Source organism: Roseitalea sp. (assembly GCF_984466335.1).
In genome coordinates this window covers 1-10,161 of sequence record NZ_CFIFWG010000114.1, presented here as the reverse complement: position 1 = coordinate 10,161, position 10,161 = coordinate 1, and the positions used below count along the sequence as shown (strand labels likewise).

At 69.3% G+C, this 10,161-nt stretch carries 8 protein-coding genes; all 8 read left to right on the top strand.

The genetic code is table 11. The features are described 5' to 3' along the window. The coding region (locus AC5E6L_RS10910; RefSeq protein WP_491773244.1) for a glutathione S-transferase C-terminal domain-containing protein at window positions 1-426 on the top strand (426 nt) is incomplete at its 5' end. A gap of 50 nt (window positions 427-476) precedes the next feature. Then, window positions 477-1,856, top strand: coding sequence for a cytochrome P450 (locus tag AC5E6L_RS10905; protein ID WP_491773242.1), 1,380 nt, complete (start codon window positions 477-479; stop codon window positions 1,854-1,856). 73 nt (window positions 1,857-1,929) lie between these two features. Next, a complete protein-coding gene (locus AC5E6L_RS10900; protein WP_491773240.1) occupies window positions 1,930-3,936 on the top strand; it encodes a hydantoinase/oxoprolinase N-terminal domain-containing protein in 2,007 nt (668 codons plus the stop codon). 139 nt (window positions 3,937-4,075) lie between these two features. Continuing rightward, complete coding sequence (locus AC5E6L_RS10895; protein WP_491773238.1) at window positions 4,076-6,241, top strand: malate synthase G; 2,166 nt, start codon at window positions 4,076-4,078, stop codon at window positions 6,239-6,241. A gap of 131 nt (window positions 6,242-6,372) precedes the next feature. Next, entirely contained in the window at window positions 6,373-7,482 is a 1,110-nt protein-coding gene (locus AC5E6L_RS10890; RefSeq protein ID WP_491773236.1) for a Gfo/Idh/MocA family protein, read from the top strand. Continuing rightward, window positions 7,479-8,426, top strand: coding sequence for a carbohydrate kinase family protein (locus AC5E6L_RS10885; RefSeq protein ID WP_491228540.1), 948 nt, complete (start codon window positions 7,479-7,481; stop codon window positions 8,424-8,426). The genes AC5E6L_RS10890 and AC5E6L_RS10885 overlap by 4 nt, the downstream gene beginning before the upstream one ends. A 72-nt stretch (window positions 8,427-8,498) precedes the next feature. Beyond that, a complete protein-coding gene (locus tag AC5E6L_RS10880) occupies window positions 8,499-9,188 on the top strand; it encodes a glutathione S-transferase family protein (protein WP_491228539.1) in 690 nt (229 codons plus the stop codon). A gap of 24 nt (window positions 9,189-9,212) precedes the next feature. Further along, window positions 9,213-10,161: tRNA epoxyqueuosine(34) reductase QueG (queG, locus tag AC5E6L_RS10875; protein WP_491773233.1), on the top strand; the 949-nt coding region annotated here is incomplete at its 3' end.

Sequence of the window (10,161 nt, the reverse complement as noted above, 5' to 3'; positions counted from 1 at the left end):
TGGCTCGCCTATGAGGCGCTGCGCAAACGTCGCGACGACCTGATCGCCGTCAATGACGGCGCGTTCAAGGCGGCGCTCGATCGCTATAAATATCCTGGCCGGTACGCAGCCGAAACAATCGTTCGGACCGCGCAGCGGACGATCGCCGCCGATATTCTGTCGGACTATGAGGCGCGCCTTGCGAGCGGCTGGCTGATCGGCGACCGGCCGACATTGGCCGACATTGCGCTTTTGCCCTTCGTGCGACAGTTCGCCCATGTCGACCGGAATTGGTTCGACGCCCGGCCCTGGCCGAACCTGATCGCATGGCTCGACCGGTTCCTGGAATCGGCGCGGTTCGCCGCGATCATGGCCAGGTATCGGCCCTGGCGGCCGGGCGACGCGGCCACGCTGTTTCCGGCCGCCGCCGCCGGGGATGGGCTTTGACGACCGCCCGGCCGCGCCCATATTGAGTCCAGAGCCGAGGATCGATCGCCATGGACACCGCCTTCGTGCCGCCCCATCCGGTGCCGCGCACCCATGTGCCCACGCGCCTTGAGGTCATCCGCACGGTGATGCGCAACCCGATCGAACTGTGGGGCGAGCCGTCCTACACCAGAACGCACATCACGGCGCGCTTCCTCAACGAGACGACGCTGATCTGCAACCATCCCGAACTGATCCGGCGCGTGCTCGTCGACAATCAGAAGAACTACCCCATGGCGCGGGTGCGCCAGTTGATCCTGCGTCCGATCCTGCGCGACGGGCTGCTGACCGCCGAGGGCGAGGTCTGGCGCCGCTCGCGCAAGGCGATGGCGCCGGTCTTCACGCCCCGGCACATCAAGGGCTTCGCCGATATGATGAAGGCGCGAACCCTTGAATTCCTCGACGTATACCGGAACCGTGACGACCAAACGCGTGACATCGCCGTCGACATGACCGAGCTGACCTATCAGATCCTGGCGTTCACGCTGTTCTCCGACGAGGTGGTCACCGCCGGCGTCGACTTCGCCGACGATGTCGACCGGCTCCTGTCGACCATGGGCAAGGTCGATCCGCTCGATCTGCTCAAGGCTCCCGAATGGTTCCCGCGCATCCAGCGCCTGCGCGGCAAGGCGACGCTCGCCAAGTTCCGCACGATCGTGCGCGACACGATGGAGGCCCGGCGCGCCGGCATAAGCGACGATCCGGGCGCGGTCCGGAACGATTTCCTGACGCTGCTGCTGAACGCCGAAGGGCCGGACGGGCTGACGGCCGACGAGATCGAGGACAATCTGATCACCTTCATCGGCGCGGGCCACGAGACGACGGCGCGCGCGCTCGGCTGGACGCTCTATCTCCTGGCCAACGCGCCGCGGGAGCGGGCGCGCGTCGAGGAGGAAATCGCTCTGGTCCTCGCCGACGATCCGCCGCCCGTCCAATGGCCGGAGAAGATGCCCAGGACCCGCGCCGCCTTCGAGGAGGCGATGCGGCTCTACCCGCCCGCGCCCTCGATCAACCGCATGGCCGTCGAGGACGAAACGTTCGTTTTAAAGGACGGCACCACGGTCGAGATCAAGGCCGGGACCACCGTGCTGATCATGCCCTGGGTGCTGCATCGCCACCGGCTCTTCTGGGACGATCCGAACGCCTTTCGGCCCAGCCGTTTCTGGCCTGAGAACCGCGACAGGATCGACCGCTTCCAGTATCTGCCCTTCGGGGTCGGCCCGCGCATCTGCATCGGCGCGACCTTCGCCCTTCAGGAGGCGGTGATCGCGCTGGCGCTGATGCTGGACGAATTCCGCTTCGAGCCGACGCCGGGCCTTGCGCCCTGGCCGGTGCAGAAGCTGACCGTGCAGGCGCAGAACGGCCTGCCGATGAAAGTGACGAAACGATAGGCGGCCGCGGCCGCCGGCTTCTCAATGTGCCCGGCGGCTGGTAAGACCCCGCCGGTCACCATCGGCGTAAAGAATGTCCCTTTCCCTCGGCATCGACACGGGCGGCACGTTCACCGACGCGGTCGTCTTCGACGGCGCGTCCGAGACCGTCATCGCCAAGGCCAAGGCGCTGACCACGCGCCACGACCTGTCGGTCGGCATCGCCGAGGCGGCGGACGCGGCGATCCGTGCGGCCGGCGCCGATCCGGCGGCGATCGGCCTTGTCTCGATCTCGACGACGCTTGCCACCAATGCCCTCGTGGAGGGCCAGGGCGGCCCCGCGGCGCTGGTCATGATCGGCTTTGACGCGCATGACCTGGACAAGGCGGGCCTGCGGCGGGCGCTCGGCGACGATCCGGTCGTCTTCGTGCCCGGCGGGCACAACACCCACGGGCGCGCCAGCCCGCTCGATCCCGAGCCGCTCGATGCGCGGCTCGACGCGCTGGCCGCGCATGTCTCGGCGTTCGCGGTCGCCGGCTATTTCGCGATCCGCAATCCCGAGCACGAGATCGCCATCGGCGATCTGATCCGCGGCCGGACCGATGCCCCGGTCCCGTGCAGCCACGAGCTCTCCGCCAGGCTGGACGGGCCGCGCCGCGCCCTGACGACCCTGCTCAATGCGCGCCTGATCGGCCTGATCGACCATCTGATCGCGGCGACGCGCCGGTTCCTGGCGGACCGTGGCATCGGCGCGCCGCTGATGGTCGTGCGGGGCGACGGCTCGCTCGTATCGGCCGATTTCGCCCGCCTGCGCCCGATCGAGACCATCCTGTCCGGCCCCGCCGCCAGCCTGGTCGGCGCGCGGTTCCTGACCGGGCGCGACGATGCCCACGTCGCCGACATTGGCGGGACCACCACCGACATCGCCCTTCTCGACGGCGGCCGGCCAAGGCTCGATCCGGCGGGCGCTGTGGTCGGCGGCCATCGCACCATGGTCGAGGCGGTCGCCGTGCGGACCCACGGGCTCGGCGGCGACAGCGAGGCCGGTTACGACGAAGGCGCGCTCGACCCGCAAATCCGCCTCGGCCCGCGCCGGCTCGTTCCGCTGTCGCTTCTGGAGACCCTCCATCCAGACCGGATCGTTCCGGTGCTGAAACGGCAGACGGGCACCGCGCTTCCCGGCCGTCTCGATGGCCGCTTCGCCCTGCGCGCCGGCCTGTCCGGGCACTCCGCCGGCGGGCTCGGCCGCTCTCAGGCCGACCTGCTTGCCCGCCTGACGGACGCCCCGCTGCCGCTCGACGCCGTGCTGCGCTCGACCGCCGAACTGGCCACGCTCGACCGCCTCGCCGCGCGCGGCCTTGCGCTGATCGGCGGGTTCACCCCGTCCGATGCGCAGCATGTGCTCGGCCGCTTCACCCACTGGGACATGCCGGCCGCGTGGCTTGGCGCGATGCTCATGGCGCGCCGCAGGGATGGCTACGGCAAGCCGCTCGCCCAAAGCGCCGAGGACATGTCCCGGCGCGTCGTCGCCCGCCTCGAACGGCTGTCCGCCGAGCGTATCCTCGAAGCCGCCTTCGCCGAGGACGGCGTCGAAGGGACGGATCTGGCGCGGTCGGCGATCGTGCGGCGCGCGCTCGACCGCAAGGGCGCGCTGGTGCGCACGGCGCTTTTGCTGGATCGGCCGCTGGTCGGGCTGGGCGCCGGCGCCTCGGCCTATTATCCGGCGGTCGCCGATCTGCTCGGCATCGAGGCCGTGATCCCGGAACATGCCGACGTCGCCAACGCCATCGGCGCGGTCGCCGGGCAGGTCCGCATCCGCGTTTCCGCCGAAGTCGCACCGTCCGAGGATGGCGAGGGCTTCATCGTCACCGGCGTCGGCACGGGCATGGCCGCGCGCGTCCATCGCGATGAAAACGCGGCGCTCGAAGCGGCGCGGCGCGCCTGCCGCCAGGCGGCCAGGGAGCGTGCCCGCGCCGCCGGGGCGGGCGAGGTCGCCGTTTCCCTCACCGAGGATATCGATGTCGCCACGGTCGAGGACACGTCCCGCCTGGTCGCCGCCACCGTGACCGCCACAGCGGCGGGCCGGCCCGCGGGCGGATGATCTTTTCCCCTATGGAAACGATGTTTCTCATTTTCGCCGAATTGACAGAAATGCCGGGCCGCCCGTAAGCGCGGAACGCTTACTGTGCGGCGCGACGCAACCCGGCGCGGCGCCACGAAACCGGCTTGAGGAGGCGGCAATGGCCGAACGCATCGAACGCAACGGGCTGAACATCGACAAGGGCCTGCACGATTTCCTTGTCGGCGAGGCGATGCCCGGCACGGGAATCGACGCCGACCGTTTCTTTGGGGCCCTTGCCGCGATGGTCGCCGACCTGACGCCGAAAAACCGCGCGCTTCTGGAAAGGCGCGAGGCGTTGCAGGCGCAAATCGATGAATGGCATCGCAACCGGCGCAACAGGCCCCACGATCACGACGCCTACCGGCGGTTCCTCGAAGAGATCGGCTACCTTGAGCCGGAGGGTCCCGACTTCGAGATCGAAACGGCCAATGTCGATCCGGAGATCGCGAGCGTGGCGGGCCCGCAACTGGTCGTGCCGGTCACCAATGCGCGCTATGCGCTGAACGCGGCCAATGCCCGGTGGGGCAGTCTTTACGATGCGCTGTACGGCACCGACGCGATGGGCACGCGGCCGAAGCCGGGCGGCTATGACCGCGGCCGCGGCGCCCGCGTCGTCGCGCGCGCGCGCGTCTTCCTCGACCGGGCCTTTCCCGTGGCCGGAACGAGCCATGCCGACGCGCGCCGCTACCATGTCGAGGGCGGCGCGCTGCTGGTCGACGATCTGTCGCTCGACCAGCCCGACAAGTTTGCCGGCTATCGAGGCGATCCCGAAGCGCCCGACGCGGTGCTGCTGGTCAATAACGGGCTGCATGTCGAACTGATCTTCGACCGCGCCCATCCGATCGGCAGCCGCGACCGGGCGCTGCTCGCCGACGTGGTGATCGAAAGCGCGCTTTCGGCGATCATGGACTGCGAGGATTCGGTCGCCTGCGTCGATGCCGAGGACAAGGTGCTGGCCTATGCCAACTGGCTCGGCCTGATGAAGGGCGATCTCGACGCCACGTTCGACAAGGGCGGCCGGCGGGTGACGCGGCGCCTGGCTCCGGACCGGACCTATGTGGCGCCCGATGGCGGCGAGAAGACCGTCAAGGGCCGGGCGCTGCTCTGGGTGCGCAATGTCGGCCATCTGATGACCAGCCCGGCCATCCTGGACGCCGACGGCAACGAGGTCTTCGAGGGCCTGATCGACGCGATGGTCACCACGCTCATCGCCATGCACGACCTGAACAAGGACGACGGCGCGCGCAATTCGCTGCACGGCTCGGTCTATGTGGTCAAGCCCAAGATGCACGGCGCCGACGAGGTGGCCTTCGCCGACGAGATCTTCGCCCGCGTCGAGGACGGCCTTGGGCTGCCGCGCCACACCGTCAAGCTCGGCGTCATGGACGAGGAGCGGCGCACGAGCGTCAATCTGAAGGCGTGCATCGGCGCCGCGCGGCACCGCCTCGCCTTCATCAACACCGGGTTTCTCGATCGCACCGGCGACGAGATCCACACATCGATGGAGGCCGGTCCCTTCAGCCGCAAGGACCTCATCAAACGCAAGTGGTGGATCGCCGCCTACGAGAACCGCAATGTCGATATCGGCCTCGAATGCGGCCTGTCGGGCCGCGCGCAGATCGGCAAGGGCATGTGGGCGATGCCCGACCTGATGGCGGCGATGCTGGAGCAGAAGATCGAGCATCCCAAGGCCGGCGCCAATTGCGCCTGGGTGCCCTCGCCGACGGCGGCGACCCTGCACGCGCTGCACTATCACCAGGTCGACGTCTTCGCCGTCCAGGCCCGGCTCAGGGCCGCCGGCCGGCGTGCCCATGTCGATGCGATTCTCGACATTCCGCTCGCCAGCTACCGCAAGTGGAGCGATGCGCAGACGATCCGCGAGGTCGAAAACAACGCGCAGGGCATTCTGGGCTATGTCGTGCGCTGGATCGACCAGGGCGTGGGCTGTTCCAAGGTTCCCGACATCAACGATATCGGCCTGATGGAGGACCGTGCCACGCTGCGCATCTCGTCCCAGCACATCGCCAACTGGCTCCATCACGGCGTGGTCGGCGAGGAACAGGTGGTCGAGATCATGGAGAAGATGGCCCGGATCGTCGACCGGCAGAACCGGGACGATCCGAACTACCGCCCGATGGCCGCCGATTTCGGCGGATCGATCGCCTTCCGGGCGGCGCTCGATCTGGTGCTCAAGGGGCGCGCGCAGCCCTCGGGCTACACCGAGCCGATCCTGCATGCGCGCCGGCTCGAACGCAAGGCCGCCGGTCCGGCCGCCTCCGGCTGAGGGCGCGCCGGCCCGCCGCATTCCTTCACCATTCAACCATATTTGTCTTGCCGGCGCTCCGGCCGCGCGCTACGGGCTTTGGCGCTTCAAGCGCGCCGCTCGCAGGGCGCGGATCGGCTTGGAAAGAACGCATGACCTTGCGCTATGGCGTGATCGGCACCGGGATGATGGGGCAGGAGCATATCCGCAACATCGCCCTCATCGACGAGGCGACGGTCACGGCCATCGCCGATCCGCGCCAGCAGATGCGGCGGCAGGGGCTCGACGCCGCCGAACGGGCCGGCATGCCGGGCGTGCGGGCCTTCGCCGACCACAAGGACCTGCTGTCGGCGGGAACGGTCGACGCGCTGATCGTGGTCAGCCCCAACGACACCCACCATGCGATCATGGTCGATGCGCTTGAGACGGGCGTGCCGATCCTGCTCGAAAAGCCGTCGGCGACCTCGGCCGCCCAGGCGCGCGACCTTGCCCTGAGGGCGCACGACCGCCATGCGCCGGTCTGGGTGGCGATGGAGTATCGCTACATGCCGCCCGTCGCCCGGCTGATCGAGGAGTTGCGCGGCGGGGCGGCGGGCGACATCAAGATGGTCTCGATCGTCGAGCACCGCTATCCCTTCCTGGTCAAGCCCGGCAACTGGAACCGGTTCTCGCGCCGGTCCGGTGGCACGATGGTCGAAAAATGCTGCCATTTCTTCGACCTGATGCGGCTGATCACCGGCGCCGAGCCGGTGCGCGTATTCGGCTCGGGCGCCCATGACGTGAACCACAAGGACGAGGTGCATGAGGAGGGCGTGCCCGACGTCATCGACAATGCCTTCATCATCGTCGATTTCGACAATGGCATGCGCGCCGCGCTCGACCTTTGCATGTTCGCCGAAGGCTCCTGGTGGCAGGAGCATGTCGCCGTCACCGGAACCCGGGGCAAGGTGGAGGCCCTGGTGCCCGGTCCCGCGCGCTTCTGGCCCGGCGCGGTCGAGCGCGTCTCCGAGATCGTCGTCTCGCCCCGCGCCGACAAGGCGCCGCTGCGCGAGCAAATCCATGTCGACGACCATGTGCTGGCCGCCGGCGACCATCATGGCGGCACCTATTACCAGCACCGGGCCTTTGCGCGGATCGTGCGCGAGGGCGGGCGGCCGGAGGTCAGCTTGACGGACGGGGCGCGCGCCGTCGAGATGGGAGAGGCGGCGGAGACGTCGATTCGCACCGGTACGATCGTCCATCTGGGGAGCTGTGGCACATGATACTGACCTGCGGCGAGGCGCTGTTCGACATGTTTGCGCGCGCTTCGGATTCGTTCGGCCGCCATGGCGTTGCGATCGACGGCGTGGTCGGCGGCTCGCCGCTCAACGTCGCGCTCGGCCTGTCGCGCATGGGCGACGAGGCGGGCCTGTTCACCCGCATTTCGACCGACATGCTCGGACGGCGCCTGAGCGCGTTCATGGACGAAAACGGCGTTTCGGACCGCTATTGCGTTGCGACCGGCAATCCCACGACGGTGTCGCTGATCGAGACCGGGCCGGACGGCCACCCGCTCTATTCGATCTATTGCAACGGCACGGCCGACTGCTCCATGGAACCGTCCGACATCCCCGAAACGCTCGACGACGCGGTCGCGGCGATCCATCTGGGCTCGTTCGCGACCGTGTTCGAGCCGACGGGCGGGACCTTGCGCGCATTCGCCGAGCGCGAGGCCGGCCGCCGCTTCATCTCGTTCGATCCCAATGTGCGCGCCATGGTCGTGCCCGATCTGGACCTTTGGCGCCGGCGCATCGGCGAGATGCTGCCCCTCGCCGGGCTGGTCAAGGCGAGCGACGAGGACATCGGCCTTTTGTGGCCGGGCAAGCCGTTCGAATGGTTTATCGAGCAGGCGCTCGCCGCCGGCGCCGATCTCGTCTTCGTCACGCGCGGGCCGGACGGCGCCATCGCCGCCTCCGCCGATGGGCGGCTGATCCATGTCCCCGGCGTCGCCGTCGACGTGGTCGACACCGTCGGCGCGGGCGACACCTTCATGGCCGCCTGCCTGCACGCGCTGGCCGCGGCCGGGCTGCTGGACAGGGGCCGGGCGCGCGGGGCCGACATCGCCGGCATGGCCGGCTTCGCCGTGCGCGCCTCGGCGCTGACCTGCACGCGGCGCGGCGCGGACCTGCCCACGCTTGCCGAAATCGACGCCTTCGCCGCTTCGTGAGCCGCCGTTGCGCCAGGGCGGCCGAGCGCCTATCACTGCCCGCGCCCCCAACGTCCGGTCCGTGAGCACGCGATGATCCTGCACCATCAGCCCATGTCCGCGCAAAGCCGCTTCGTCCGCCTGCTGCTGGCCGAATATGGCGTGACGGCCGACCTGCGGGAAGAGCGCCCCTGGGAGCGGCGGGCCGCGTTCCTGGCGCGCAATCCGGCCGGCACGATCCCTGTGCTCGTCGCCGAGGCCGGCGTCTCGGTGTGCGGCGCCTTTCCGATCGCCGAATATCTCGACGAGACCCGCGGCGTCATGGCGCGCGAACGACGGCTGATGCCCCAATCCCCGCTTGAGCGGGCCGAGGTCCGCCGGCTGGTCGACTGGTTCATCGGCAAGCTCGATGCCGACGTCCTGCGCGCGCTGGTGCGCGAACGGGTCTACAAGCTGCAAATGCGGGCCGATCAGGGCGGCGGCTCGCCGGACAGCGCGGCCATGCGCGCCGCCCGCGCCAATGTGCGCCAGCACCTGCGCTATCTGAACTGGCTCGCCGGCACGCGCGACTGGCTGGGGGCCAAGACCGTTTCGGCCGCCGACATGGCCGCCGGCGCGGCGGTCTCGGTGCTCGACTATATGGGCGAGATCGACTGGAACCAGGCGCCGCAGGCGCGCGACTGGTACGGCCGCGTCAAGTCGCGCCCCTCGTTCCGCCCGCTGCTCGCCGACCGTGTGCGCGGCCTGACGCCCGCATCGCACTATGCGGATCTCGATTTCTGAGGGGTTTGCGCATAGTTTCCGGCCATGCCGCATGTCGCCGAACAGCGTCTGAGCGATCCCGACCGGGCGCGCGCCTTCATCGAAGGGGACCTCAAGACCCTGGGGTTCGATGCCGTGGGCATCGCGCCGGCCGCGCGGATCGAGCGGGCCGCGAGCGGGCTCGGCCGGTTCCTCGCCGCCGGCTGGCACGGCACGATGGGCTGGATGGCCGAAACGCGCGACCGGCGCGCCGACCCGCGCATGCTCTGGCCGCGGGCGCGCTCGGCGATCCTGGTGGCGATGGCCTACGGGCCCGAGGACGACTATGACCCGCTTGGGGCCGTCGGCCGGACCGATCGGGCGACGATCTCCTGCTATGCCCACAATCGCGACTATCACGACGTCATCAAGGGCAAGCTCAAACAGGCCGCCGGCCGCTTCGCCGCGCGCACGGGCGCGGACGTGAAGGTCTTCGTCGACACAGCGCCGCTGATGGAAAAGCCGCTCGCCGAACGGGCGGGCCTTGGCTGGCAGGGCAAGCACACCAACCTGGTCAGCCGCGATCTGGGCTCCTGGTTCTTCCTGGGCGCGATCCTGACCGACATGGCGCTGCCCGCCGATGCGGCCGAAACCGACCATTGCGGCTCGTGCCGGGCCTGCCTCGACGTCTGCCCGACCGATGCGTTCCCCGCGCCCTACCGGCTCGATGCGCGGCGCTGCATCTCCTATCTGACGATCGAGCACAAGGGGCCGATCCCCGGACAGTTCCGCGCCGCCATGGGCAACCGCATCTATGGCTGCGACGACTGTCTGGCGGTGTGCCCCTGGAACAAATATGCGGGCGTTGCGCGCGAGGCCCGGCTGCGCGCGCGCGACGATTTGAAATCGCCGCCGCTGGCCGACCTGCTGATGCTGGACGATCCGGCCTTCCGTAAACTGTTTGCCGGCTCGCCGGTCAAGCGGATCGGGCGCGGGCGCTTCGTGCGCACTTGCC